At 63.9% G+C, this 24,670-nt stretch carries 26 protein-coding genes and 5 tRNA genes; 12 read left to right on the top strand and 19 right to left on the bottom strand.

The genetic code is table 11. The features are described from left to right. Positions 1-342 precede the first annotated feature (342 nt). Positions 343-981 carry a CDP-alcohol phosphatidyltransferase family protein gene (locus C4S68_RS08080; protein ID WP_103932539.1) on the top strand — a complete coding sequence of 213 codons (639 nt, stop codon included), beginning with the start codon at positions 343-345 and terminating at the stop codon, positions 979-981. Between the two features lie 80 nt (positions 982-1,061). On the opposite strand, the gene rplK is transcribed toward C4S68_RS08080, so the two are convergent. The 12 genes from rplK to C4S68_RS08020 all read right to left on the bottom strand — a co-directional run bounded on the left by rplK (position 1,062) and on the right by C4S68_RS08020 (position 6,384). After that, entirely contained in the window at positions 1,062-1,499 is a 438-nt protein-coding gene (gene rplK / locus C4S68_RS08075; protein ID WP_103932538.1) for a 50S ribosomal protein L11, read from the bottom strand. Between the two features lie 236 nt (positions 1,500-1,735). Further along, positions 1,736-2,401 (bottom strand): transcription termination/antitermination protein NusG, encoded by a 666-nt coding sequence (nusG, locus tag C4S68_RS08070; RefSeq protein ID WP_103932537.1) that lies wholly within the window; start codon positions 2,399-2,401, stop codon positions 1,736-1,738. A gap of 110 nt (positions 2,402-2,511) precedes the next feature. Further along, entirely contained in the window at positions 2,512-2,775 is a 264-nt protein-coding gene (secE, locus tag C4S68_RS08065; RefSeq protein WP_103932536.1) for a preprotein translocase subunit SecE, read from the bottom strand. A gap of 84 nt (positions 2,776-2,859) precedes the next feature. Next, positions 2,860-2,935, bottom strand: a tRNA-Trp gene (locus C4S68_RS08060). 93 nt (positions 2,936-3,028) lie between these two features. Then, positions 3,029-3,178 carry a 50S ribosomal protein L33 gene (rpmG, locus tag C4S68_RS08055; protein ID WP_103932535.1) on the bottom strand — a complete coding sequence of 50 codons (150 nt, stop codon included), beginning with the start codon at positions 3,176-3,178 and terminating at the stop codon, positions 3,029-3,031. Between the two features lie 246 nt (positions 3,179-3,424). Next, a complete protein-coding gene (locus tag C4S68_RS08050; RefSeq protein WP_146072071.1) occupies positions 3,425-4,939 on the bottom strand; it encodes a glycosyltransferase family protein in 1,515 nt (504 codons plus the stop codon). Between the two features lie 92 nt (positions 4,940-5,031). Beyond that, on the bottom strand, positions 5,032-5,394 hold the full coding sequence (locus C4S68_RS08045) for a hypothetical protein (protein WP_103932533.1): 363 nt from the start codon (positions 5,392-5,394) through the stop codon (positions 5,032-5,034). 38 nt (positions 5,395-5,432) lie between these two features. Continuing rightward, positions 5,433-5,507 (bottom strand) — tRNA-Gly (locus C4S68_RS08040). A gap of 129 nt (positions 5,508-5,636) precedes the next feature. Then, positions 5,637-5,711: transfer RNA gene (locus C4S68_RS08035), tRNA-Thr, on the bottom strand. Further along, positions 5,707-5,994, bottom strand: coding sequence for a hypothetical protein (locus tag C4S68_RS08030; RefSeq protein ID WP_146072070.1), 288 nt, complete (start codon positions 5,992-5,994; stop codon positions 5,707-5,709). Before C4S68_RS08030 ends, C4S68_RS08035 begins: the two co-directional genes overlap by 5 nt. Before the next feature lie 50 nt (positions 5,995-6,044). Further along, positions 6,045-6,131 (bottom strand) — tRNA-Tyr (locus tag C4S68_RS08025). Positions 6,132-6,308: 177 nt separating this feature from the next. Then, a tRNA-Thr gene (locus C4S68_RS08020) sits at positions 6,309-6,384 on the bottom strand. Positions 6,385-6,675: 291 nt separating this feature from the next. Between C4S68_RS08020 and C4S68_RS08015 the strand changes: the two genes are divergently transcribed. The 5 genes from C4S68_RS08015 to C4S68_RS07995 all read left to right on the top strand — a co-directional run bounded on the left by C4S68_RS08015 (position 6,676) and on the right by C4S68_RS07995 (position 11,947). Further along, a complete protein-coding gene (locus tag C4S68_RS08015) occupies positions 6,676-7,473 on the top strand; it encodes a hypothetical protein (protein ID WP_103932531.1) in 798 nt (265 codons plus the stop codon). 179 nt (positions 7,474-7,652) lie between these two features. Then, the gene (locus tag C4S68_RS08010) at positions 7,653-8,609 is read left to right on the top strand and encodes a hypothetical protein (RefSeq protein WP_103932530.1); all 957 of its coding nucleotides are present in this window, start codon (positions 7,653-7,655) and stop codon (positions 8,607-8,609) included. 3 nt (positions 8,610-8,612) lie between these two features. Further along, entirely contained in the window at positions 8,613-9,575 is a 963-nt protein-coding gene (locus tag C4S68_RS08005) for a hypothetical protein (protein WP_103932529.1), read from the top strand. 221 nt (positions 9,576-9,796) lie between these two features. Continuing rightward, positions 9,797-11,221 (top strand): PQQ-dependent sugar dehydrogenase, encoded by a 1,425-nt coding sequence (locus C4S68_RS08000; protein ID WP_103932528.1) that lies wholly within the window; start codon positions 9,797-9,799, stop codon positions 11,219-11,221. 255 nt (positions 11,222-11,476) lie between these two features. Next, the gene (locus C4S68_RS07995; RefSeq protein ID WP_160115059.1) at positions 11,477-11,947 is read left to right on the top strand and encodes a tryptophan-rich sensory protein; all 471 of its coding nucleotides are present in this window, start codon (positions 11,477-11,479) and stop codon (positions 11,945-11,947) included. 70 nt (positions 11,948-12,017) lie between these two features. On the opposite strand, the gene C4S68_RS07990 is transcribed toward C4S68_RS07995, so the two are convergent. The 5 genes from C4S68_RS07990 to C4S68_RS07970 all read right to left on the bottom strand — a co-directional run bounded on the left by C4S68_RS07990 (position 12,018) and on the right by C4S68_RS07970 (position 16,783). Then, positions 12,018-12,710, bottom strand: coding sequence for a PspA/IM30 family protein (locus tag C4S68_RS07990; protein ID WP_103932526.1), 693 nt, complete (start codon positions 12,708-12,710; stop codon positions 12,018-12,020). Positions 12,711-12,888: 178 nt separating this feature from the next. Beyond that, positions 12,889-14,322: a flotillin family protein gene (locus C4S68_RS07985; RefSeq protein WP_103932525.1), complete on the bottom strand. Its 1,434-nt coding sequence runs from the start codon at positions 14,320-14,322 to the stop codon at positions 12,889-12,891. A 201-nt stretch (positions 14,323-14,523) separates the two neighbouring features. Next, complete coding sequence (locus tag C4S68_RS07980) at positions 14,524-15,147, bottom strand: hypothetical protein (RefSeq protein ID WP_103932524.1); 624 nt, start codon at positions 15,145-15,147, stop codon at positions 14,524-14,526. Next, entirely contained in the window at positions 15,144-15,689 is a 546-nt protein-coding gene (locus C4S68_RS07975; RefSeq protein ID WP_103932523.1) for a helix-turn-helix domain-containing protein, read from the bottom strand. The genes C4S68_RS07980 and C4S68_RS07975 overlap by 4 nt, the downstream gene beginning before the upstream one ends. Before the next feature lie 158 nt (positions 15,690-15,847). Further along, complete coding sequence (locus C4S68_RS07970) at positions 15,848-16,783, bottom strand: helix-turn-helix domain-containing protein (protein WP_103932522.1); 936 nt, start codon at positions 16,781-16,783, stop codon at positions 15,848-15,850. A gap of 209 nt (positions 16,784-16,992) precedes the next feature. Between C4S68_RS07970 and C4S68_RS07965 the strand changes: the two genes are divergently transcribed. After that, positions 16,993-17,886 (top strand): SDR family oxidoreductase, encoded by an 894-nt coding sequence (locus C4S68_RS07965; RefSeq protein WP_103932521.1) that lies wholly within the window; start codon positions 16,993-16,995, stop codon positions 17,884-17,886. Positions 17,887-18,063: 177 nt separating this feature from the next. Here the strand turns inward: C4S68_RS07965 and C4S68_RS07960 are convergent, their stop codons facing one another. Then, complete coding sequence (locus C4S68_RS07960; RefSeq protein WP_103932520.1) at positions 18,064-19,086, bottom strand: M23 family metallopeptidase; 1,023 nt, start codon at positions 19,084-19,086, stop codon at positions 18,064-18,066. Between the two features lie 312 nt (positions 19,087-19,398). Between C4S68_RS07960 and C4S68_RS07955 the strand changes: the two genes are divergently transcribed. The 3 genes from C4S68_RS07955 (at position 19,399) to C4S68_RS07945 (ending at position 21,782) form a co-directional block, all read left to right on the top strand. After that, positions 19,399-19,803 (top strand): nuclear transport factor 2 family protein, encoded by a 405-nt coding sequence (locus tag C4S68_RS07955; protein WP_103932519.1) that lies wholly within the window; start codon positions 19,399-19,401, stop codon positions 19,801-19,803. Between the two features lie 257 nt (positions 19,804-20,060). Beyond that, positions 20,061-21,074, top strand: a complete 1,014-nt coding sequence (gene thiL / locus C4S68_RS07950) for a thiamine-phosphate kinase (RefSeq protein ID WP_103932518.1) — start codon at positions 20,061-20,063, stop codon at positions 21,072-21,074. Positions 21,075-21,176: 102 nt separating this feature from the next. Further along, a complete protein-coding gene (locus C4S68_RS07945; protein WP_103932517.1) occupies positions 21,177-21,782 on the top strand; it encodes a hypothetical protein in 606 nt (201 codons plus the stop codon). A 90-nt stretch (positions 21,783-21,872) separates the two neighbouring features. Here the strand turns inward: C4S68_RS07945 and rsmD are convergent, their stop codons facing one another. Next, positions 21,873-22,442 carry a 16S rRNA (guanine(966)-N(2))-methyltransferase RsmD gene (gene rsmD / locus C4S68_RS07940; RefSeq protein WP_103932516.1) on the bottom strand — a complete coding sequence of 190 codons (570 nt, stop codon included), beginning with the start codon at positions 22,440-22,442 and terminating at the stop codon, positions 21,873-21,875. 2 nt (positions 22,443-22,444) lie between these two features. Between rsmD and C4S68_RS07935 the strand changes: the two genes are divergently transcribed. Together C4S68_RS07935 and rsmI are read left to right on the top strand one after the other, a co-directional pair. After that, positions 22,445-23,650 (top strand): site-2 protease family protein, encoded by a 1,206-nt coding sequence (locus tag C4S68_RS07935; protein ID WP_103932515.1) that lies wholly within the window; start codon positions 22,445-22,447, stop codon positions 23,648-23,650. Between the two features lie 62 nt (positions 23,651-23,712). Then, on the top strand, positions 23,713-24,621 hold the full coding sequence (rsmI, locus tag C4S68_RS07930; protein WP_103932776.1) for a 16S rRNA (cytidine(1402)-2'-O)-methyltransferase: 909 nt from the start codon (positions 23,713-23,715) through the stop codon (positions 24,619-24,621). The last annotated feature ends 49 nt before the right edge of the window (positions 24,622-24,670 follow it).

Below are 24,670 nucleotides of genomic sequence, written 5' to 3'. Positions count from 1 at the left end.
CGACCGAAGCAGATAAGCCGTCATCCGAGAGGAACGGATCAGCCGCCATCCTGAGCGGAGCAGGTCGGCGCGAAGCGGCGACCTGCGAAGTCGAAGGACCTGCCTCGCTGCTTCCACGCGCAAGATCGCTCACCCCCTTCAGTCTTGACGATCACCCGCCTTACGCCCGCCCCATGCTGGTTGCTCAACTGTTCTGCTGTTCCGCTGTCCTTCTGTGTCACTCCTGAAACTGAAATACAAGCCCCCGCGCCGCCTCGCGCGCGCTCCTACGCTGGCTTCATTGCAGACGTAGGCTGTTCTCCGCCGGAACAGCCCCTGCCACGAAGTCCAAAGGAGCGCCCCATGCGCATGCTCAATCTCCGCCGCCTCTTTCCCTGGTGTCTCGCCCTTGGTCGCGGCCTGCTCGGCCCCGTGCTGGTCCTCTGCCAGGCCTCTGGCTGGAGCGGCCCCGCGCTCGCCTCCATGGTCGTCGTCGGCCTCGTCTCCGACATCTTCGACGGCGCCCTCGCCCGGCGCTGGAAGACCGACACCGACGCCCTCCGCCTCACCGACTCGATGACCGACATCATCTTCTACCTCGGCGCCGGCTATGCCTTCGCGCTCGAGTGCCCGGACCTCTGGGACATCTACCGCCCCGTCGTCGGCGCCATGATCGCGCTCGAGGCCCTGCGCTTCATCGCCGACCTCGCCCGCTTCCGAAGGCCCTCCAGCTACCACGCCTTCCTCTCCAAGCTCGCCGGACTGCTCATCTCCCTGGGCGTCGTCGCCGCGCTCACCGCCGACGAGGGCCCCGACATCCTGCTCGCCGTCGCCGGAGCTCTGCTCACCGTAGGTCTCGGTGTCGGCATCCTCTCTCAGCTCGAAGGCCTGCTGATGACCTTCATCCTGCCCCGCTGGCGTCGCGACGTACGCTCCCTGGCCGCCGCCCTGCGCCTGCGCCGCGAACTCCTCACCGACGGTGAGATCATCCCCACGCCATAATGCACGACAAGCTCGCCACAAATAAAAAGGCGTCCGGAGCATAAGCTCCGGACGCCTTTGATCTACGAAAATGCTATCGCTTACGCGACGACATCGATGCCCATCGAGCGGGCGGTGCCGCGAATCGTCTTCGCCGCAGCCTCGATCGAAGCAGCATTCATATCAGGCATCTTCACCTTGGCGATCTCGAGGATCTGCGCTTCGGTGACCTTGCCCTTCTTGTCCTTGTTCGGGGTGCCGGAGCCCTTCGGGATGCCAGCAGCCTTCAGCAGAAGAACCGGAGCCGGAGGGGTCTTGGTGATGAACGAGAACGTGCGGTCCGAGTACACGGTGATCACAACCGGAACGGTCATGCCCGCGACAGCCGGATCCTTGCTGGTGCGCTCGTTGAACTGCTTGCAGAACTCCATGATGTTGACCTGCGCCTGACCGAGCGCCGGGCCTACCGGGGGAGCGGGAGTCGCCTTGCCTGCAATGATCTGCAGCTTGACGTAGCCATTGATCTTCTTCGGTGCCATCTTCCTAGTCCTTCTTTGCGTGCACGCGGCCTTTGGCCGGCGAGCACCTCACAATTGAATTGTCATCCTGACGTCAGTCGAAGCGCGAAGCTCCGTAACCAGCGTCGTCTACTGCAAGTGGGAGTTAGAAGGTCCGGTGAAGCGGCCGGGCTGTATCTCCCAAAACTCTGTTCGCTACCGCGCACAAGCGCGCTAACGATTGCTAACGCGAAGCGCTAACGAGCGCCCCGCGCTCGCTACTCTTCGGCCTTCTCGACAGAAGCGAAGCTGACCTCGGTCGGCGTCGGACGTCCGAAGATCGAGACCATGACCTTCAGGGTCTGCTTGTCTTCGTTGACCTCGTCCACCGCGCCGTTGAAGTTTGCAAACGGGCCATCGGTAATCCGAACCTGCTCGCCCTTGCTGAACTTGAGCTTGAGCTTCGGCTTTTCCTTGGTCGCATCCGAGCGGTTGAGCATGGCGTTGACCTCAGCCTCGCTCAGCGCATTCGGCTGGTCGCCCGTCTGCAGAAAGCCTGTGACGCGCGGGGTGTTCTTCACCACGTGCCACATATCATTGTCGAGCGCCATCTCCACAAACACGTAGCCCGGAAGGAACACACGATCGATCGTGTACTTCTTGCCGTTACGCATCTCGGTGGTGGGCTCGGTCGGAATCTCGATGCGGCCGACCTTGTCCTCAAGGCGGTACGCACGCACGCGCGACTCCAGCGACTCCTTGACCTTGCGCTCAAAGCCTGAGTACGCGTGGATGATGTACCACTTGAACGGGTTCTCAGGCGCCGGAGCGGCTTCAGCCGTCTCTTCGGCAGGGATGGGAATGCCCTCGCCCTCGGTGGCCTCAGCTACAAGCTCTTCTGCCTCGAGGTTCTCGGCCTGCTCGTTATCGAATTCGTCTGCCATCAGCTTCTCTGCTCTCTCGCGCCGAGGGTATTTCGCGGCTTGGCTCTTCCGCGGTTCCGCCCAGGGTGGAATTGGCGGCGTCCCCTTACCTTCCGGGGCGCCGTCCGGCTTTAGTGCTTGGTCAGCTTCACGATCAGTTGATCCACGCCATGGCCCAGCGTGGCATCGATCAGGGCGAAGTACGCCGCAAAGACGAAGACCGTCGCGATCACGATGATCGTCGTCGACTGCACTTCATTGCGCGTCGGCGTGACGACCTTGCGCATCTCCTGACGCGTGTCTTTGAAGAACTGCACCAGGCGGGCTGGGCCGGAAAGGGCCTGCTCCACCGCGGTTCCTTCTTCGTGTGTCTCTGCTACGGCCGTCTTCGACATGGCCTTACTCCTGATGCTGCGTGATGCTGATACGTATTCCTGCCGCTTACGGCTTCCAGAGTACTGAAGTCGGGCGGTTCAATCTGGCGGGGGAGCTCGGATTCGAACCGAGAAGTTCGGTTTTGGAGACCGACAGTTTAACCGTTGAGCTTACTCCCCCAGGGAGCAAGGCCTCAGTGGGCAGGGCTAGGGTTCAGAAGGCGACCATGCGCAACTTCACTGAACCCCGGGCCCTGGACGCTGGGCCCTCGCCTTACTTCGTTTCCTTGTGCGGCGTATGCTCGCGGCACGTGTTGCAGAACTTCTTGAACTCGAGACGGCCGGTGGTGGTCTTCTTGTTCTTCGTCGTCGAGTAGTTCCGGTTCTTGCAGACCGGGCACTGGAGGGTTACGATTTCGCGCATTGGGTATTTCCTTTCCTTTATCGTGACCGATCACTTCGACCGGCAAGCAGCTTGCCCATTTCCTTTCGGACTGAACACGCCGCGACGCAGGGCTTATTGGCCCCTGCAGACCAAATCCTGAATTGTGTGTACGGAAGCAGAGCGGTCAGGCAACGACCTGCTCCTAACATTATGCCCCATCAGGGCCGAACGCGGCAAATGGGCAGACACACAGCTGCAAACGACTGACGGCAGGCCCACAATCCCCTACCTGGGCCGCCCAGCGCCTTCCCAGAACCCGGCAGATCCCGTCAACACAGCAGCAGATCCCCGAACCGGCCCCAACAGCAGAACCTTCTCCAGATTCAGGCTGCCTCCCCCATCCGGGAAGACCGGGCCGTCGTACAGCATCTCCCGCGATCCCACCAGAGCGGCCTTCGCAAACTCGGGGAATAGGTCCAGATCCCTTTGCCGAACCAGCAGATAGCAGTGCGCGCAGATCGACTCCGGCTCGAACAGCTGGCTGGCGAGCGCAAAGCGCCGATGCCCGGCCTCAACAGGAATCGCGTACAGATCCGAACCCACCATAAGCTCGTCCGCCTCCGGAACATCGCGCGTCACCTCCGCAACAAGCAGATGTGCGCTCAGGGCGCGATGAAACTTCCACTGCTCCCGCAGCCTCGAAAGGTTCCAGGCCACCGATCCCAGCCAGAACACAAACAGCACCGCCGCCGCCAGCCGCCACCTCGGCCACTCCCGCTCCAGAAGAACCGCCAGCGCCAGCAGCGGCCAGATCGACGCATACACCAGGTAGTAAGGAAAGGTCGCCCCCATGAACAGCAGCGGAACCGAAAACAGGGAGTACGCCGCAAGGAACTGCAGATCGAGCGCAGTCCCTGTGACCAATGCCATCTCCGTGCGGCTCCGCGCGCCAATCACCATTGCCATCGCAATCGAAAAGACGATCAGGCACGCCACCCAACCCTCACTCCAGCGCAGTGCGCCCAGCAGCGAGCGGATGCCGTGACCGTGCGTCTCCGACCGGTTGATTCCCGCATGCCACAGGAACTGCCGCACCGCATCATGCGGGCGAAATCCCCACAGCTTCAGCAGCAGGAGTAGATCCAGCGCGAGTCCCAGGACGAAGAACGCCGCCACCGCAAACTGCCGCCGCAGCAGAAACGAGCCACCCGCAGCAAGGGAGAACGTCGCACACAAAGGATGGCTGAGCAGAGCAAGCCCACAGCTGATCCCGCACAGGGCCGCAGCCAGGCGCGAACTCGATTCAGCCGCCTCCACCGCCAGGATCAGCCCGATCGCCGCAAACAGGAGAGCAAGCCCTTCCATCCGGGCGTAGAGAATCTCCAGCACCGCGCGGTCCCCCACCCACAGCACCGCGAAGATCAGGCACGCCTGTGCGTAGCCACGGCGGATGAGAAAGCCCACCAGCAGAAGAGCCGCCAGCCAGCCACCAACGAAGTTGGGAACACTCGCCATGGCCCGGCTGAACCCAAACCAGCGATACAGCACCGCGAGCAGGTGCGGCAGCAAAGGTCCGTGGTACGCCCACAGAGAGTCCACAAACGGCGCATGAACGCTTACCTGGTAGGTAAACGGGAACCCCAGTGAGGCACGCAGAGCCGGTACAGAGAAGAAGGGATTGTCGGTATAGAAAGGATCGAATCGCCCCAGGGCGATACTCCACACCAGAGCTCCGGCGACGACGATTCCGAGCGCTACAGAACGGTAGCGCCAGGGGAGCACTGGGTTTTGAGAGGGCATCCCCTCAAGTCTATCAAGGGTTTACGCCATGAGGGCCAGCACGGCTGGCAATAGCCGCCTGCTTCAACATCAGCTGAAGCCAGCCGCTACGCTCAGTAGTAGGCGTAGAGCTTGAAGAACTTCTTGCGCAGCGCCGGATCGACCTGCTCCAGCTTCGCGAGATAGAGCTCGCGGATCTGGCCCTGATCGCCGGCCGAGAGCTTCGCGTAAAGCGGAGCCGTCTGCAACCCCAGCTTGCCGGCCGAGGCCACCGACTCGAACTCACGGATGCGCAGCCCTGTGCGGGTCAGCGACTCCAGAAACCGCGCCACCTGCCCTGACGAAAACGAGGTCTCAATGTCGCCCTTGACGGCATTGAAGCTCGCAACATCCTGCGGCTCGAGCGCGGGGCGCTCATAAAGGGCTGTCGTGCGGTCGACGTTCCAAGAGGTGCTGGCTGCGTTCGGCTGAGACATTTGCTGGTCTGGTCCTTACTTCGGAGCTTCTGAATCACTGGAGCGGGAGACGGGAATCGAACCCGCGACCAACAGCTTGGAAGGCTGTGACTCTACCACTGAGTTACTCCCGCCCATGCGGCCGCGTCAAGCACGTCCGCGTTACAAGATGCGAGAGGCGAGATTGAAGATGCGAAAGAAAGGTCTTGCCTGCGGCAACCGTTCCTCCCGTATCCCGAATCTCGCCTCTCGAATCCAAAATCTGGAGCTGATGGAGAGGCTTGAACTCTCGACCTCTCCCTTACCAAGGGAGTGCTCTACCACTGAGCTACATCAGCTTTCCCGGGACTGCCTGGACTCCAGCCGCGCGCGCAGATGCGCCATCACGATTCTGAACCCAAACATCCCCAACAACAACTCCGGTATCCAACGCAGCTCAATGTCGCGATCCTGAATCGACACCAGACTGCTTTGATACCCGTGAACGTGCAGCGTGGCGCTCGGATCAATCGTGAACCAGGCCAGCAGTCCTAAGACTACCAAAAGCCCCAGCGCCATGACCATCCGGCTTTGGCTCGCCGCTGGATTCAGCGATCCCTCGCTTCCTCGTTTGGCTTCCACGCCACCCTCATACCAACCACCGGGTCGCCCCGGTACACGCTCATTCAAACTGGTGCACAGGGGAGGATTCGAACCTCCGTAGCGCATAACGCGGCAGATTTACAGTCTGCTGCCATTAACCACTCGGCCACCTGTGCACTTTCCCGCTCTGATCTCTCTCCAACCGCCATCCCGCGGCACCCTTCGTCCTGCTTTCGCGCAGCCAAAGGCCGCACATCTCGCTGGAATCGAAGTTGTGCTCGTTGGACACTGCGGGGGAAGGGGACTTCGTGCAGGTACAACCAAACTCTTCTTGCCGCGGGACCGGCTAAAACTGGAGCTGGCGAAGGGATTTGAACCCCCGACCGCCTGATTACAAATCAGGTGCTCTACCAGCTGAGCTACGCCAGCCCATCCCGCGTACCGATGAAGACCAAAGCCTCTATCGGCGCACCGCCGCAACAGCGGCAGTACTTTTTGAATGTATCACAGGGGGTCGCGGCAGGGACAGTGGGAATGCCACCCCGAAGCACGGAAACCGCTCGCGGAAAACTCCTTCGCGCCCCGCCAGAAACCTCCAGCAACGCCACAGCTGCATGCTATCCTTCCCGCACTCAAAAGTTGCAAAGAGTCGGGCCATCGAGATAGCCGCTGCTCACACGGCGTGTTGTCTCCCACTCCCTGTTCCGGAAGGCTCAAACGATGCTCAGGATTCGCGCCACTCTCTTTCTCGCAGCCCTCTCCGTCGCTGGCTGCGTCGCTCTCGCGCAACAGGTGATGGACAACGCAGCCGTCCTGAAGCTTCACAACGCCGGACTCAGCGACGACCTCGTCGTCCAGACCATCTCCGCGTCCCCCGGCCACTTCGATACCGGCATGGATGCCATGATCGCCCTCAAGAAGGCCGGCCTCTCCGATCGCGTCGTTGGCGCGATGATCGCCAAGAACGCGAACCCCGCAGGACCCGCCCCTGCTGCCGCACCCGTCGCAGCCGCCTCAGCGCTGCCGCCGGGCATCACCGACGTCGGCCTCTACTACCAGGACAAGACCGGACAGTGGAATGAAGTCGCCAGCGAGATCGTCCACTACAAGACCGGTGGCGTCCTCAAGAGCTTCGCGACCGGCGGCATCGTCAAGGGCGACCTCAACGGCAACATCAACGGCGCCGACAGCAAGCTCAAGGTCGTCTCCCCGGTCAACGTCATCATCTACCTGATGGAAGGCCAGTCCCCCACCGAGTATCAGCTCCTCCGCCTGCGGCCTGGCAGCAACTATCGCGAGTTCCGCTCCATGACCGGTGGCGTCATCCACTCCTCCACCGGAGCTAACCGCGATTCGGTCGAGTTCGAATCGAAGAAGATCGCTCCCCGCGTCTATCAGGTCACGCTGCCCGCCTCCATCGGCAAGGGCGAGTACGGCTTCCTTCCTCCCACAGGAGCAAACTCCCAGGGCAACGCCGCAAGCTCCGGCAAGATCTACACCTTCAGCCTCGTCGAGTAGCCGGAGGCGACCTCCTCGCACGCTCTGCCTCCCGAGCCCGTATTCTCTCGCGCCTCGCCGCCGTAGCCCAACTGGCAGCGAGGCTCGTCTTCTCTGGGATGATCTGCCCCCGCATCGACTCCGTCCTCACTTCCGCCGTCCCTGATGGCGATTCTTGCCCCGGTGGTACGATAACGGCCATGACGTCGCACCCTCGCCGGCTGCGCCTCCAGCCCCATTGGCGGAGCCTTCGGCAACTTCGCCTGCTGAGCTCCTGCCTCGTTCTGCTCCTGGCCGCAGCCCTGCACGCCCAGTCGGGAGCCCAGTCCGGAGCCCAGTCCGGCAGTCTGCCCGACGCCACCGATTCAACCGCCGCCGCAACCACCGACGGCCCCCTGCAGCAGTCGCACGACTTCTCCCGGCCGAAGCTCATCGGCAACGACGCCATCCTGCGCATGCACGCCGCCGGCCTCGGCGACGATGTCCTCGTCCAGACCATCACCATGCAGCCCGGCCACTACGACGTGAATCCGGACGACCTCATCGAACTCCGCAAGCAGGGCCTCTCCGACAAGGTCATCGAGGCCATGCAGCAGCACAGCGCCGTCGCCTCGGGGCTCTCCACGCGCCCCGTACCAACCGCCGCGCCAAAGTTCACCGCGCAGGCCGCAGGCATCGACGAGATCGGCGTCTACTACAAGGGCAAGACCGGCGAATGGATCCCCCTCCACACCGAGCGCGTCGTCTTCAAGCAGGGCGGAGCCGTCAAGAGCGTCCTCACCCATGGCCTCATCAACAAGGACATGAACGGCCATCTCGACGGCCCGAAGTCCACCCTCGTGCTCCCCACCGGCGTCGAGATCCTCATCTACGCGCCCGCCGGTACCTCCGCCGAGGAGTACCAGTTCCTCCGCTTCATCGAGAAGTCCACCTGGCGCGAGTTCCGCGTCGAAACCGGCGGCGTCTTCCACTCCGAGACCGGCTCCGACCGCAACCAGGTTGACTTCCACCCCGTCAAGATCGGCCCCCAGCTCTACACCTTCACCGTGCCCGTCGACATCATCAAGGGCGAGTACGGTGTCCTTCCTCCAGGCAGCTCCAACGTCAAGGGCATCGAAGGCTCAGGCAAGATCTTCACCTTCTCCATCGCCGAATAATTCATGCGAAAACGTACGCTCGTCCCCACCATCATCGCCTGCACCCTCGCTGCAGGCCTTGGCGTCGCTCTTTATCTCCGCGCACTCGCTCCGCCTGACGCCGCGCGCCTCCTGCCCGAGTCCGACGCAATCATCTATCTCCACGTCGCTCCCCTCCGCTCCGCCACCCACTTCGACCAGACCCCCATCACCCGCTCCGCAGACTTCCAGCGCTTCATCGACGCCACCGGCGTCGACCCCGAGCGCGACATCGATGCCGTCGCCTTCGCGCTGCATGAAATGCCCGACCCCAATGGCCCCAACGGCCCCGTAGCCTACTCCGAGGTCTTCGTCGGCCGCTTCGATGGCGACCGCCTCCGCCATTACCTCGAAGGCCTCGCGCCCGCCAAAGAGGAGTACTCCGGCCACACCATCTACACCATCCCCATCGAGAACCGGCAGCTCCGCATCACCCAGCTCGACTTCGACACCATCGCCGCCTCCAACATGCCCACCGCCGAGCAGATCCACTCCATGCTCGATCGCTCGCGCGCCTCGGCCATCGGGCTCACCGGCTGCTCCCTGCTCTCGAAGCACTATCACGACGTCCCTCTGCTCTCGCAGGCCTGGGGCATAGGCCACATCGGCCTTCCCTTCTCACAGGATGGCCAGATCAACGCCTTCGGTCTCACGCTCCCCATGGCCGCCGACACCGACCTCGTCGCGAGCCTGCGCTACACCACCAGCGCCAGGCTCCGCATCGAAGAGTTCGCCCCCGACGCCACTTCCGCAGCGAAGACTGTCGAAGCCGTCAGCAGCCTCCTCGGCATCGTGCGCGGCATCTCCACGCAGCAACAGCAACACACGCCGCAGGACGACGCCCTCGCGAAGATCCTAGACTCCGTCCAGGTCGAGCAGCACCAGGCCCACGCGATCATCTCCGCCAGCGCCACCGCCGACCAGCTCAGGGCCCTCAGCGCCCACTGACCCCGGATTTGCCCCCGCACAAACCGGGTGCCCCGGGTGCCCCGGGTCCCTTAAGGGACCCGGGCTAATTCACCACGACAGCTCAGGGCTCACCTCACTGCCGCCTTTCTGGTTGTCATCCTCGAAGAGGATCTGCTTCTCCCCTCCCTACCCAAGGTCCTGTTTGACCCAGCTACACTGTTCGCGACGCGCTCCCACTCCTCTCACCGGAGATCCGCACCATGAAGCCCATCCTCGCCCTGGCCCTCTTCACCGCGCTTCCCCTCGCCGCCCAACAGCCAGCCCAGCAGCCCCTCCTCACCGGACAGGCCGCCTTCACCGACTGGAACCAGGAAGCTCCCGGCGTCCGCCACAAGATCACCGTCGCCGACCTCCCCGAGCCCAATCCCGACGAGTCCGTCACCAACGGCCCCAAGGTCATCCCGCGCCCCGCCGACGCCTGGCCCCAGGCCCCGGCAGGCTTCAAAGTCACCCTCTACGCCGGCGGCGATGACACCTTCAACACCCCACGCCTCATCCGCACCGCGCCCAACGGCGACCTCTTCCTCTCCGACTCCGTCGGGGGCGACATCTGGGTACTCCGCGGTACCGAAACCCACGGCAAAGTCGCCAAGCTCGAGAAGTTCGCCTCCGGCCTCGACCACCCCTTCGGCATCAACTTCTGGCCCGCCGCCGATCCGAAGTTCGTCTACGTCGCCAACACCACCAGCGTCGTCCGATTCCCCTACAAGAGCGGCGACCTGCATGCCTCCGGCCCCGCCGAGACCATCGTCGCCGAGCTCCCCGGTCGCCCCCACGTCGTCACCGGCCACTGGACCCGCGATGTCGTCTTCACCAAGGACGGGCGCATGCTCATCTCCGTAGGCTCCGGCTCCAACATCAACGACCCCGACACCGACCCCAAGGAGTTCCACCGCGCTGACGTTCTTGCCTTCACCCCCGAAGGCAAGTTCCTGTCCGTCTATGCTTCGGGAATCCGCAACTGCGTCGGCGAAGCCATCAACCCCGTCACCGGCCAGCTCTGGTGCTCCACCAACGAGCGCGACGTCCTCGGCAACCACCTCGTGCCCGACTACGTCACCAGCGTCCCCGAAGGCAGCTTCTTCGGCTGGCCCTGGTACTACATGGGAGGCCACCTCGACCCGCGCCGCGACAACCCCTGCGCCACTGGCTCCGGCCCCAATCAACAACTCGCGCAATCGCTAACGCCGGAGCAATCCAAGGACTGCAAACGCGAAGACATCAGCAAGCGCGTCCGCACCCCCGACGTGCTCATGCAGCCCCACATGGCCTCGCTGGAGATGGCCTTCTATCCGGCGGCCACGATCTGGACAGGCGATCCTAACCACGTCCCCACCGGGAATCACCTCACATCAAAGTTCCCGCAGACCTACTGGGGCGGTGCCTTCGCCGCCGAGCACGGCTCCTGGAACCGCGCCTCCCGCACCGGCTACGAGGTCGCCTACATCCCGGTCCGCAACGGCCAGGCCACCGGCGAGTATGACGACTTCCTCACCGGCTTCGTCACCAAGGACGGCCAGGTCTGGGGCCGCCCCGTAGGCGTCACCGTCGCCAACGACGGCTCCCTCTTCGTCGTCGACGACGGCAGCAAATCCGTCTGGCACATCAGCTATACCGGCAAGTAACCCGACTGGCATCTGGAATCTGGCCCACTGGAATCTCGAACCCCAAAACCGCAATCTCGATCAAAGCACTTCAATCGGGGCCTCACCTCTCGACTATGAGAGGTGGGTTCGCACGATCTCTCTGGATCACGCACACGCCGGGTGCCCCGGGTCCCTCAAGGGACCCGGGCTAATCCGCCACAAATGCTGAGGCATCGCAACGCGAACCCACCAGACCGCGTCCATCCACTTGCGGCAACCACTCAGGCCTCGCCCATGAACACAACCATGCCCACCACCGCCAACACGTCCCGCAAGTCTCTGGCCCTCACGCTGGCGATCTATCTCCTCAGCCCGCTCCTGCTCAACGGCATCATCTTCGCGCTGCACTGGGACACGCCGCACCCCGCCAACCCCATGCTCCCGCCTGGAGCCATCGTCGGCAGCATCTGGATGCTCCTCTTCCTCGCCATGGGCCTCGCCCGCTGGCTCGCCGCCCAGCGCAACGCCGCCATCGCACGGTGGCCGGACGCCCTCGCCCTCGCCTGCATGCTCTACCCTCTCTACACCGCAGGTCTGCGCAGCCTCACCATCGGCTTCTGGGGAACCGTGGCCACGCTGATCCTTGCCGCCGCTGTACTCCTGCGCGTCCGCCCGATCCGCACATCTGCCGCCGCCCTCATCGTCCCGGTCATCGTATGGCTCGCCTACGCTGGCACGGCGCTTGGCTCAGAGCTCTTCAGGTAACTTCAGCTGCCAGGCGCCACCAGGAACGGCCCTCTACTCTCTAACCTCTACTGTCTAACCACTGCCTTCCTCACCCCGCCTCCAGCATCCTCGTCTTCGCTTTCAACTCATCCAGCAGCCGCTCCACCTTGTCATCCTTCTCCAGCGCCCGGAACCGATCCTCCAACGTGGCTTCTGAATTCCCTTCAAGCAGCGTGCGGCCCGCATAATTCTCGGCCTCTGCGTTCTGAATCCGCGCCTTGAACCGCCCCAGCACGTTACCACGCACGCTCTGGTTCTCCGACGCGATCCGCTCCTGCGCCTTCGTGGCCTTGCCCACCATCCGCGCCCGCCGATGCTCCGCAATCAGCATCTCGCACTGCGCTTGTGTCTCCGTCAGCTTCGCCTGCAGCTTGTTGTACGTCGACCGCAACGCCTCCGACTCCACCTTCTGCTCCGTCACCTGCTGCGCGAATCCATCCGCCATCTGCTCATGGCTCAGCGACCGCTCCAGCGCCAGCCGCGCGAGCTCCTCTTCGCCCTTCGTCACCGCCAGCTCCGCCTTCTTGTTCCACGACTCCGCAGCCGCGCGCTCATCCTTCGCCCGCTGCTCCAGCACGTGCTGGTCCGCAATGGCGATCGCCACCTGCGTCTTCACCTGCAACAGCTGGTTCTCCATGTCGAGCACAAGCTGTTTCATCATCTTCTCGGGATCCTCGGCGCGATCGATCAGGTCATTCACATTCGCGCGCAACAGCGTGGCAACTCGTTCCATCAGCGACATAGCATTGCTCCTTCTTTCCTTCGCCTTGGCGTCCTCAAACAACCTCAACTCTCGTCATTCCGAGCGAAGCGAGGAACCCCTGCATTTCTCCCGCAGCGGCACTCACTCCCGATGCAAGCCACACACTTCCCTGCAAAACCAACGCGGCGCGCGAATCCCTTCGCGCGCCGCGTCCTTGTTACGCTCCAGCCTTCGGAGCCTTGTCATCGCTGTCCGTCGAACGCGCCGTCATCTGCTTCACGTTCGACATCAAGTCGCTCATCTTCATGCCGCTCAGCGCCTCGAACAACGCAGGCACCTGCGCGGCAATCTCCGTCATCTCGCCGGTCAGCTTGTGGGCTCCCACGTTCTTGCCGTCACCGGTAGACACAATGGTGATCTTGTCCACCTTGCTCAACGGCTCCGCCATCGCGCGAACAACATCCGCCATGTTCGAGATCAGCTTGTCGACCACCGCGGCCTGCGTCCATTCCTGGTACGCTTCGGCCTTCACGTGCATCGCCTTCGCTTCGGCCTCGCCCTTCTGGAACACAATCGAAGCCTCAGCCTCACCCTGCGAGCGGATCGCCTGGGCTTTACCTTCAGCCTCCGCCACAAGACGAGCCTTCTCGGCGTTCGCCATGTTGCCAATGCGCTGAGCCTCGATCTCAGACTTCTTCAGAACCGTCGCGATCAGCTCCTTCTCGTTACGCAGAATCTCGGCCTCCTGCACCTTGACCTGCGCTTCCTTCTCGATCTGCACCACGCGAACCTGCTCGGCGATGACCTTTTGCTGCATCACGTTCGTCTGCAGCTCATAAGCCTTATCGGCCTGCGCCTGCTGCTTCTGCGCAGCCTCTGCAAACTGCGCCTTCTGCACATCAAGGTCGCGCTGCGCCTCAGCCTGCTTGGCCAGCGACATCGTCTCCGCGAGCACGCGTTGCTGGTCCGCCTCGGCCTTCGCTACAGCAGCCTCCCGCATCGCAATCGCGCGGCGAATCGCCGTATCGCGCTCGGCTTCGGCCTGCGCAATCTCCGCGTCGCGCTTGATGCGCGCCACATCCGGCCGGCCCATGTTGGTGATGTACTCGTTCTTGTCGCGAACCTCCTTGATGGTGAAGCTCACCACCTCCAGGCCCATCTTGCTCAGGTCCTCCGCGCAGGTCGAGCGCATCCGCTCGCCCACCATCTCCGGCTCCTTGACGATCTGTTCCACCGTCAGCTGGCCGATGATGCCGCGCAGATGGCCTTCCATCACCAGGCGAATCAAGCCATCGCGCTCCGCCGGCGACTTCGATAGAAACTGCTCCGCCGCCGTCATGATGCTCTGCATGTCGCTGCGCACTTTGATCTGCGCCACAGCCTCGACCGTCACCGCAACACCCTGCTTGGTGTACAGGTCCTGGCTCGGCGCCACATCGAAGCTCATCAGCTCCAGCGAAAGAATGCGCGTGTGCTGCACCATCGGGTACACCAGCGCACCATGACCGATGATCACCTTCGGTCCACCGAAGCCATAACGAATAATCGCTTCGTTCGGGCCAGCCTTGCGATACATCCGGGCCATCACCGCCATCAGTACCAGCGTGCCCAGGACGATCAATCCGATAATCACAATGTAGTTGTCGTTCATATGCCTTTTCTTTCCTGCTCCACGTAAAGACAGCCTCCAAAACGTACCCCGCACTTGACCCCGGGGCATACAAGACGCTCGCGATGTCACCTCGCTCGAGCGCCGTCAATACTTGTAGAACCGCACCGCTCACCTCACTCGAAACTCGCAACCCGAAGCTCGAAACTGGATCGCGAATCCTCTGGCTCTTCGCCCTGAACCCTAATCCCTGCGCCCTAAACCCTGCTGCTCCTGCTTCTCCGCCAGCAGTCCGTGCTCGAAGTCATCCCAGCGCTTCACGTAGGCCACACCGCGCACGTACCGCATCACGATGACCTCCGCTCCGCGTTCGATCACCTCGCCGCCATCGCTGCGCACCAAGGCACTGCGCCGCGCTCCGCCCTGGGCATAGAGCATCTCGCCCGTACCCTTCAACGGCACCGACGCACTGAGCTTCCCGATGACGCCGACCATCTCCGTGTCCTCCGGCTGCAAGGTGCGTTCGCCCTTCATCAGCACGGCGGTAAGAAACCAGAAGATGATCGCCGCTCCCGCCAGCCCGCTCAGCGCGGAGAACAACAGCACCAGCGAAGCTCCCAACACGTTCGCCCGATGCATCAGGTAGCCCGCCCCGCCAAACCAGCACAGGAAAGCCATCAGCGTGAAGCCATTGATCGGAGAAGCTCCATGCTTCATGCCTCCCTTGAGACCACGCGGCGCATGCAGGTGAACATGCGCATGCCCCACATGCAGATGCAGTCCACCGGCAAAGAAGGAGATCAAGCTCAACAGCAGACCCACGCCAAAGCACGTGAGGTAAATCGCATTCCAATCCCATCCGCTCATCGCGTCCCTCCCTTCTTCTCCACAACTCTGGGTGCCCCGGGTCCCTCGCCCTTGGGGACCCGGGCTTTCGCCACCGGTCCCGGCCGCAAAACCTCCATCAGCCGCTCCGCCAGCTTCGGGGTTTCCAGCACACACTCCAGCAGCAACAGGCTGCCGCGAGAATCCTCATGCTTGGAGATCGCCAGCAACGCCCGTCGCAGCTCCGTATCCTTGCGGAACTTCTCCGCGCCCGCCACCAGCCACAGGTCGAGCTTGTCTTCCTGCCCGCGCAGATCGCTGATCAGCTCCGCCGAATACCCTTCAGGGTCTTCCACCAGAAATCCCGGGTGGACCTTGAAGAACTTTGCCAGCAGCAGTCGTGTGGTGTTGGTCAGGTGCGGGCGCGCGCCGCTCTCGATCTGCGAGAGGTAGCTCTGGCTGAGCTTCTGGTCCATCTCGGCCGCAATGGCCTTGACCAGCTCACCCTGGGTCATCGCCCGGCCAAGGCCGCGCACAGAACCCTCCATCTCCCGCAGATACCGAATTTTGTCGCCGAGCTTCATGGCTCCCGGGCAGCGAAAACCGCCAGCCCCCTCCGTACCGCTTCACAGCACATAACGGATTGCAATATTTATATTGCAAATTGCGATACATGTCAAGAGACCTTGGGCACCGCAATCGCCGGGTGCCCCACGTCTCGATTCTGAGACGTGGGTTGGCACTACCCCAGACTCACCCGAAATTCACCCGGATTCTGACCAAACGCATTACAGAACGCCGCCGCGAAGTGGCTCGCATTCGTATACCCACACGCCGACGCGACCTCCAGCACGCTCAGGTCGGTCGACCGCAGCAGCTTCCGCGCGCTCTGCATCCGCAGCCGCTGCACATACTGGTGCGGCGTGCAGCCCACCTTGCGCTTGAACAGCCTCGCGAAGTGGAACGGGCTGATGCCCGCAACCTCCGCCAGTTGCTGGTTCGAAACATCCTCGCGATGCTGATGCTCCAGGTACTCCAGCACCCGCGCCAGCCGGCGGTCGGTCAGGTCGCCGGGGTCCCGGCTCAGCGTCGCATCCGACCACCGATGCGCCGTCGCGAGCAGATGCGTCGCCAGATATCGCCCGGCCGAGTCCGCATACGAGTCCGGCATCCCGTCCTGGGCCGCCGTCCGCAGCGACTGCATCACCTGCCCCACGATCGGATCGCGCACACCCATGGCGCACACCGCGCCCTTCGCCGTCGCGGTCCCGGCTCGCCGATACTCCTCCGCTGCCTCCGCAAAGTACACCGCAGGCAGAAACACCGACAGCACCTCGCCCGGCTCCCCGGTCACGGAGCGCCAGCTCATGCGGTAGGTCTCCGTCGGGGCGGCCAGCGTCACGTGTCCGGGCTCTTTTCTCGTGGTGTACGTGCGGCCCTCATGCACGCCGGTAAAGTCGCTCACGCCGCGCACCACCAGCCCGATGTGAAAGTCCTCCACGGCCGGCGTTTCGAAGCTCTCCTTCGCCAAAGGCACGCCCCGGCGCACTACCAGCAGCGAGCTCCAGCCCGCATCGAGGCTGCTCTCCAGCACGCCCGCGCCGGACGCCTGCGCCAGCCGCAGACTGCTCTCGTGGAAGTGGCGCTGCTTCAGGTCCAGCTCCAATAGGTTCGGCATACATTCAGATCTCCAGGTATCGCAAACGAGGAACAGCACGATTTGGGTCAATCACAGCAGCCTTCGGGTCGCTGCTACCAGCCCGGAAGGACGACCATCATCACAGGTCGACGCTGCCCGCCTCCACGCGCCGGTCCTCGATTGGATGCTACGGCCCACAGGGCTCGATTCCGTCGTTTGCAAGTTGGAGGCCCTACAAGGAGATTTCGATGCGAGTTTTTGTAACCGGATCCGCTGGCTTTATTGGCTCAAGGGTGGTCGCCGAGCTGCTCGGCGCTGGACACACCGTACTGGGCCTCACCCGCTCCGAGTCAGGCGCTGAAGCCCTGCGCAAGCCCGGAGCCGAAGTGCTCTATGGCAACGTCGAAGACCTCGACAGCCTCCGCAAAGGCGCCGCTGACTCCGACGGCATCATCCACCTGGCCTTCAACCACGACTTCACCCAGTTCCAGAAGAACTGCGACGACGACCGCGCCGCGATCCTCGCGATGGGCGAGGTCCTGGCCGGCTCGTCGCGTCCGTTCCTCGTCACCTCCGGCACCGCCATCGCCGCCAACATAGTCGGCAAGCCCTCCACCGAAGACGGCCCCACCGCCCCGTGGAACCCCCGCGCCGCCTCCGAAGCTGCCGTCCAGGAGCTCACCGCCCGCGTCAACACCTCCGTCGTCCGGCTGTCCCAGATCCACGACAACTACAAGCAGGGCCTCGTCCCCTACGTCACTGCGGCCGCCCGCGATAAGCAGCTCTCCGCCTATATCGGCGAAGGCCTCAATCGCTGGCCGGCCGCGCCGGTCAAGTCAGTGGCGCAGCTTTACCGCCTCGCGCTGGAGAAGGCCGAGCCCGGCGCCATTTACCACGCCGTCGATGAGGAAGGCGTCTCCATGAAGGCCATCGCCGAAGCCATCGGCCGCGGCCTCAAGGTGCCCGTCGTCAGCATCAAGCCCGAGGAGGCCGAGGCACACTTCGGCTGGCTCGCCCGCTTCGCCATGCACGATATGCCGTCCTCCAGCGCCATCACCCGGCAGAAGCTCGGCTGGAAGCCCACCGGCCCCAGCCTCATCGAGGACCTCGACAACATGGACTACAACAACCTGGCAATCTAACCAACCAGCACAACTTGGTGCTCCACGTCTCGACTCTAGACGTGGGTTCGCAGGATGACCGCGGACCTCCCCAGAACCTCTAGCCGAACCACCAAAAGAAGCGGCGGAACCAGTCCACCGGTTCCGCCGCTCTGCTCTAGCTGTTCTGCTGTTCTGCTATTCGCTGTCCTGCTGCTTCTAAGGGGCTTCCCCGCCCAGCGACGCCATCGTCGTCCGCAGATACTTGTGCGGGTTCACAGCCGTGCCGCGGATCTGTACCTCGTAGTGCAGATGGAAGCCTGTCGTGCGGCCCGAATGGCCCACATAGCCGATGACTTCGCCCTTGGCCACCATCTGCCCCGGCACAACGTTATAGCCCGAAAGATGGCCGTACACCGTGGTGATTCCATTGCCGTGATCGATGGCAATCTCGCGGCCATAGCCCGAGCCCATGCCGGCCTTCACCACCCGCCCCGCAGCCGGAGCATGCACCGGCGTGCCGTTCGGCGCGCCAATGTCGACTCCCTTGTGGAACTCGCCTTCGCCGCTGCCCAGGATCGGGTCTTCACGCTCGCCAAAGCCAGAATTGATCGGCCCTATCACGGGCCACATGTCCGGGGTATTGCCGCCGATGCTCGTGTCCAGGTTGGCAAAGTTGCTCAGCGCCGCGCGAGTCGCCAGCCCCGGCTCAACCTGCGTCACCGACAACAACCCACCCGTCGCAGCCGTGTCCTTCAGCGCCACGTACGTATCCAGCGACTTCATGTAGCTTTCGTCGTTGAAGAAGGCCGTATCGTCCTTGAGCGCAGCTTGTGCCGCAGCCACAGCCACCGCCTCGGGCTTTCCGCTCTTCGCCTTGGCTGGAGCGAACTTTCCCACATTCAGACCGTGTGGCAGCGTCAGCTTGCCCGCCGTCAGACCGTAGATCGCAGAGACTTCGGTCGCCAGGGAGCCAAGGCTCGCTGCCTGAACGTCCTTCTCGTGGGTCTGTTTTTCCAGGTGCTGGTAGTCGCGGCGGCTCATCGCAAGTTCTTCGCGCAGGCGATTGACCGTCTCCGCCTTCACCAGCATCCGGCTATAACTGCCCGCCATCCCGGCAAAGGTAAACAGCCCCATCAGCGCCGCAGCGGCAAAGCCGTAGACATAACGCATGGGAACCAGAACCCGCTCTGCGGTTCCGTCCTCTCCGTGTGTCACGTACTCGATGTAACGCTTCCGCAAATGCAGCCGCCTCGTCTTCCGTATGCGCGCGCAGGCACTCCCCACTACAAGGAGGGCCCACGGCGGTCCCAGCTTCAACGCGCCGACCGGAATCCACAATCCACCCCGTAGGGCAGCCCATGGGTATGGTCTGCTCGCGCAGTCTCCGCCGACGGGGCCCACCCCACGCCGTCCGGTACGAAACAAGCTCGTACCTGTCATGTTAACGGACGTAGAGGAGCCCAGCAAGGTTCCCGCCTACAGTTCCGCTCATATCTTTGGGACAATCGGGGTTGTCCCCTTTTCCAGAGAGAACTTCCCCAGGAGCACACCATGACCCCGCAGGAGCCCACACCGGTCCAGCAGGAGAACCCACAGGAGTCCGTAGAGAACTTCGTCGCAGCCATCAACGCCCATAACCTTGACGCCATCTTCGCGCTCCTCCCCCGCGATCACGTCTTCATCGACTCCGTCGGCCACCGCCTGGAGAGCGCCGTCGCCGCCCGCACCGCCTGGCGCGGTTACTTCGCCATGTGCCCCGACTACTGGATCCGCCTCTCCGACGTCCTCACCGACGGCGAACTCGTCCTCGCCACCGGCATGGTCGGCGGAACCATCCGCGCCACGAGCTGGCAGACACCAGCCGCCTTCAAGGTCATCATCCGCAACCGGAAGCTGCAGGAATGGCGTGTCTTCGCCGACAACAAACCCGTCTACGAGATCCTCGCCAGACAGTAAGACCAGTGGCAAGTGATACGTGACAAGTGGCAAGTCAAATTGCCCAGCATCTGGCAACTCGCCACTCGCCACTCGATCGAACATTCTCCTTTTCCGGCCACCAACACCCAGCTCCCCCACAGACCGGGTGCCCCGCATCTCGCTTCCGGCATGTGGGTTCGCAGGATTCCCATGAACGCCAACACCCCTCGGTGCCTCGAACTCATCGGAAGCACCGCCCCTCTTCCCCCCCTCGCCTCCAGTAGGCTTAAGAGCAAATGGCAGTCCCCCGCATCTCCGGCGAGCTCGCCCTCATCGACCGCATCCGCCGCCGCACCGAAGCTCAGCCCTCGCGAGCTCTCCGGCTCGGCATCGGCGACGACTGCGCCATCCTCCGTGTCCCCCGCGGGCAGGAGCTCGTCGTCACCACGGACTTCTCCCTCGAAGGCCGCCACTTCCGCCGCGACTGGCACACCCCGCAGAGCATCGGCCACCGCACCCTCGCGCGCGGCCTCTCCGACCTCGCCGCCATGGGCGCCACCCCGCTCGCAGCCTTCCTGTCACTCGCGCTACCGAAGTCCGCCGCAACTGACACCCGATTCCTCGACGGCTTCCTCGAGGGCCTGCTCACCCTGGCGAAGCTCCACAACGTCCCCCTCGCCGGCGGCGACACCAGCGAGTCCCCCTCCGACGCTGTACTCGCCGACATCGTCCTCCTCGGCGGCACGCCCACCGGACAAGCCCTCCGTCGCAGCACCGGCCGCCCCGGGGACCTGCTCTACGTCACCGGAGCCCTCGGTGGCGCCGCCGCCGAACTGCAACCGCTCCTCGCCACGCCGCCCTCCGAGCCCAGGCCCCTGAGCCCTGGCCCCTCACCCCACTACTTCCCCCAGCCCCGCCTCGCCGTCGGCCAGGCCCTGCTCCGCCGCCGCCTCGCGACCGCCGCCATGGACCTCTCCGACGGCCTCTCCACCGACCTCACCCACCTCTGCGAAGCCTCCAACGTCGCCGCCGAGATCGACGAAACGGCACTTCCGCTCCATCCGCTCACCCAGACGCTGCTCCCCGATGCCACAGCCCGCCTCCACGCCGCGCTCCACGGCGGAGAGGACTACGAGCTCCTCTTCACCGCCAGACCCGGCACGAAGCTCCCCCGCTCCATCGCCGGTGTCCCCATCACCTGCATCGGCCGCATCACCGACAAGCTGCCCCGCAGGCCCCTCCTCACCCTGATATCGACGTCAGGCAAAAGCATTCCCCTCAAGCCGCAAGGCTGGGAACACCTCCGCTAGGCATCTCCCTCAAACCTCCGGCTCGCGAAGCGAGCCCCTCGCCACCTCGCACCTCTACAGCAATCGCTCCCTTTCGCGCTCAGAAGCATCGAGAACCAAAGCATGCCCCTCGCACCACCCACGCTCGACACCTTTTCCCGCACCTGGACCGCGCAGATCCTCGCCGCGCCGCCCATGATCCTGCCCACGCGCCACTTCACCTACCCACAGCTCGTCCCCGGTGAGGAGGAAGCTCTCGCCCGCGGAGCGATGCTGCTCAATGTGCAGCCGCGCGCAGGCGGCAACTTTCTCGCAACCTGCTCGCTTGGCTTCAAGGATCGCTCACTGCCCACCGGCGTCTTCGCCTGCCCCGCGCGCGACGAGATGCTCGCCGTCGCCGGTGGCTACGCCTACCTGGTCAACACCCTTACCCCCGACCGCGCGCTGCACATCCAGCTCAAGCCAGTCGTAGCGATCGCAGCCGTTTCCCCGTCAGACGAAGAACCCACCGGCCTGCTGCTGCTCGCCGGATTCCACAACGTGCTCGCGCTGGACGCCAACGGCATCCGCTGGGAGTCCGCCCGCCTCACCTGGGAAGGCCTTTCCATGACCGATATCGCCGAAGGCAAGCTCCACGGCACCGGCTGGAACATGATGAGCAACAGGGACGTCCCCTTCACCGTCGATCTCAAGACCGGCGCCCATGAAGGCGGAGGCTTTCAACGGTAAGAACTCCGTTGTGCGTTGTACGTTATACGTAATTGCGATGGCCCCTCGTACAACGTAGAACGCACAACGTACAACGTCGAGCGCCGCTTCCTACTCCCCCTGCTCCACCCCATAAAAACTCAACGCCGCCTCACCCTGCTCCAGCACGCGAGTCCGCATGAGCTTCCCATATCGCTCCGTCAACGGCTTCTTGCGCGAGTGCTCTGCCACCACAACGGCCTCCGCATTGAGCAACGCAGCAGCGTTCCGCCCGAGATACCCCAGCGTCTCCTCATACTCGCGTCCTTCCTCATACGGCGGGTCGAGGAAGACCACATCCAGCGCAGTCCCCTTCTTCGTCAGCGACTCCAGCAGCTTCCGCGCTCCGCGATCCTCCAGCGCATAGCCCGAAGCAATCTTCAGCGTGCGCAGGTTGTCGCGAATCGCCGTTGCCGCAGGCCTTGCATTCTCCGCGAACCACACAAACTCCGCACCACGGCTGATCGCTTCAATCCCCACCGCGCCCGAGCCCGCATACAGATCCGCAAACCGCACCCCCACGAGGCGCGGCCCCAGCACATTGAACAACGTGCCGCGCAGCTTGTCGCTCGTCGGACGCGTGTCCAATCCACATGGCGCCGCAAGCAGGCGGGACCGATACTCTCCAGCAATGACGCGCATACGTGTGTCCGTTCTTCTCCAACCTCTACAATAACCATGTGCTGCGCTCCTCCATTCCGCTGGGCCGTTTCTTCGGTGTCGATGTGCGCGTGCACCTGAGCTTTCCTCTGCTCCTGCTGCTCTCGCTCATGTACGCCACGCTGTTGCATCAGAGCTCGTGGCGCGGCCTCGGACTTTGGCTTGTCTTATGCCTCGCCGTCGTCATCCGCGAGGCCGCACGCTCCCTCGCAGCCGTTTACAGCGGCCTTCGCGTGCGAGCCATCTTCCTTCTTCCCGTCGGCGGCATCATGGCGCTCGCTCCCATGCCGGGACAGCCTGAACCGAAGAGTTCGAGCACGCGACTGGTCAGCGCCGCCGGCCCCTTCGCAAACTTCGCGGTCGGACTTGTATTGCTCGCCGCAGCCTATGCCATCGACGGCCACGTGTCGCTCCTCGCAACCCCCTGGATCTCCGTCCAGTACATCCTGCGCAGCCTCATCTGGTCACAGTTCATCCTCGGAGCCGTCGGCCTGCTGCCCGTCTCCACGCTCACCTCGCAGCGCTTCTTCAACTCACGCCGCGCCAAGGCCGACGACACCCCCGCCTCGCAGCCCGGCAACGCCCGCAAGGATGAGGAGCAGGCTCCTTCAGGCCTTCGCGTTCCCACCCTCAACGCCGGCAGCTTCCTGGCGCTGGCCATGATTATCGGCGGCATCGTCCTCCCGATGCACCTCTGGCTGGTTCTCTGCGGGGCGTTCCTCCTGCTCTACTCGCAAATCACCCTCGCCCAGCCCGCAGCCACATCCACGGCAGCCGAGATCCTCGTCCGCGACGTGATGCTCACCGAGTACACGCTGCTTTCCACCACCGACACCCTCCGCAGCGCACTCGACCACACCGCCCACAGCCTGCAGGACGTCTTCCCCGTCATGCGCGGCAACTTCCTCGTCGGCTCCGTCGCCCGGGCCACCCTCATCAATCGCCTCATGGTCGAAGGCGACGGCTACCTGCAGGGCATCATGACCCGCACCCTCCAGTTCGCATCTCCCGGAGAGAAGCTGGGCGAAGCCCTCCGCCGCGCCGCCGCACTCGGAGCCAGCGAGTTCATCCCCGTCATCGAAGATGGCGCCATGCTCGGCATCCTGACGCCCCAGAGCCTCGGACGCGCCGCCCAGGTCGCCTCCCTGCTGCGCTCCCAGCAGATCGCCGCGGAGCGCGAGCAGCAGTGAGCGACGAGACCCCTGGCGCACCTTCTGACCACTTGCCCGTGGCCCCTAATCCCTTATCCCTAATCCCTAATCCCTCACTTTTAGCTCCCGGCCTCTACCTGGTCGCCACACCCATCGGGAACCTCGAGGACATCACCCTGCGCGCCCTGCGCGTCCTCGCCTCGGTCGACCGCATCGCCTGCGAGGACACGCGCCAGACCGCCAAGCTGCTCTCGCACTTCGGCCTCCGCGTCCCCACCGTCAGCTATCACGACCACAACGAGACCGGCCGTGCCTCCGAGCTCATCACGGCCCTCAAAGCCGGTGCCCGCATCGCCATCGTCTCCGACGCCGGCACCCCCGCCATCGCCGACCCCGGCTCGGTCCTCGTCCGCGAAGCCATCGCCGCGGGCGTAGCTGTCTATCCCATCCCCGGAGCCAACGCCGCCCTCAGCGGCCTGATCGCCAGCGGCCTCAGCACCGAAAGCTTCGCCTTCCACGGCTTCCTTCCCGCCAAGGAAGGCGCCCGCAAGACCGTCCTCGAAGCCCTCCGCCTCTCACTGGCCTCCGGCCCTCTGAACCCTGGCCCCTGGGCCCTGAACCCTGGCCCGGCCACCCACCTCTTCTACGAGACCCCGCACCGCATCCTCGGTGCCCTCGAAGACGTCGTCGCCGTCTTCGGCCCGCAACACCGCATCGCCCTCGCCCGAGAGCTCACCAAGCTGCACGAAGAGTTCCTGCGCGGAACCGCCGCCGAGGTCCTCGCGACGCTCTCCGCCCGCCCCAGCATCCGCGGCGAGATGGTCCTCATGCTCGACGGCACACTCCGGCACAGCGACGAGGACTCGTCAGTCAAGACCATCGCCGACGAGGTCACCCACCTCATCCGCACCGAAGGCCTCTCCGAAAAAGACGCCCTCAAGCGAGTCGCCAAATCCCGCGGACTTGGCAAGAGCGAAGCCTACCGCGAGTGGCAACGCTCCCGCCGCTGACCTGGCAGCCAACCCGGCAGTCAGCCCGCTCTCTCGCCTTTTCATCCTG

Origin of the sequence: Bryocella elongata (assembly GCF_900108185.1) — a bacterium.
Taxonomy (GTDB): domain Bacteria; phylum Acidobacteriota; class Terriglobia; order Terriglobales; family Acidobacteriaceae; genus Granulicella; species Granulicella elongata.
The sequence above is the reverse complement of the archived record's forward strand: the minus strand, read 5'-3'. Positions and strand labels throughout refer to the sequence as shown.